At 35.8% G+C, this 1,322-nt stretch carries 1 protein-coding gene; it reads left to right on the forward strand.

Going from position 1 to position 1,322, the window contains the following annotated elements:
- The first annotated feature begins 160 nt into the window (after window positions 1-160).
- Window positions 161-1,251, forward strand: a protein-coding gene (locus tag FTV37_RS17475) for an IS4-like element ISAba1 family transposase (RefSeq protein ID WP_085940648.1) whose coding sequence is annotated in 2 segments (ribosomal slippage) — window positions 161-701 and window positions 701-1,251 — 1,092 coding nt in all. Because the reading frame shifts where the segments join, the coding sequence is not laid out codon by codon here.
- Window positions 1,252-1,322: the final 71 nt, after the last annotated feature.

Consider the following 1,322-nt stretch of genomic DNA (forward strand, 5'->3'; position numbering starts at 1 on the left):
TTGATAAAGCTCCTCGCAACTTCTATAAGTTTGAACTTCCCCCTTTATTAAAGGGGGATCGAGGGAGATTAGTAAAATAACGATTAAATCTCTGTACACGACAAAAATAGATAACTCATTGAAATAATGTCACAATAATTGTTTTCTAACGACGAATACTATGACACATCTCAATGAGTTATATCTTATCTTAAACAAATCTCTAAAATGGAACAAGTCACATTTAAAGTGCTTTGCGCTCATCATGCTTGTGATTATTTTAAAGCAAACATGTAATCTTTCTTCTGCATCTAAAGCCTTGCCCATCAAGTGTTTACCACAATCATTTTATCGACGTATGCAGCGCTTCTTTGCAGGTCAGTATTTTGATTATCGTCAAATTTCTCAGTTGATTTTCAATATGTTTTCATTCGACCAAGTGCAACTGACTTTAGATAGAACCAATTGGAAATGGGGAAAACGAAATATTAATATCCTGATGCTCGCAATCGTTTATCGTGGAATAGCGATACCTATCCTTTGGACATTGCTTAATAAACGTGGAAATTCAGATACGAAAGAGCGTATTGCTTTGATTCAACGCTTTATAGCCATTTTTGGTAAAGACCGTATTGTGAATGTGTTCGCAGACAGAGAGTTTATCGGTGAGCAGTGGTTTACATGGTTAATTGAACAAGACATCAACTTCTGCATTCGTGTTAAAAAAACTTCATTGTCACCAATCATTTAGGAAAGAATCATAAAATTAGTGATTTATTTCGCCATCTTAAAGTTGGTCAAATTGAATGTCGTAAACGACGGATTTTGGTTGGTCGGGTGAAACTATATATAAGTGCACTACAGTTAGAAAATGGAGAGCTTTTACTCGTCGTTTCTCCTCAGTTTAATGCCAATGCTATTCAGGATTATGCATTACGCTGGGAAATTGAAACCTTATTCAGTTGTCTCAAAGGACGCGGGTTTAATCTTGAAAATACGCGCTTGACAGACCCTAGACGAGTGAAAAAATTGATTGCGGTGTTAGCTATAAGCTTCTGTTGGTGTTACTTAACGGGTGAATGGCAACATAATCAAAAAAAAGCGATAAAAATAAAGAAGCATGGACGACTCTCAATGAGTTTATTTCGCTATGGTTTAGACTATGTTCAAATGGCGATTCAGCGTTTAATTGGTTTTGGGAAAAAAGAAGAGTTTAAGGAAATTTTGGCAATTTTAAGAAAGCAGAATCCTGATAGGATAAGGGTTCTGTGAAATTTGTCGTGTACAGAGTATTTTTTGAATACTGTCGCGTGGAATGTCCCATTTTAAAAACATGCAACGGA

The sequence above is a fragment of the Acinetobacter sp. YH16042 genome (assembly GCF_013417245.1).
In the GTDB taxonomy this organism is placed as follows: Bacteria; Pseudomonadota; Gammaproteobacteria; order Pseudomonadales; family Moraxellaceae; genus Acinetobacter; species Acinetobacter amyesii.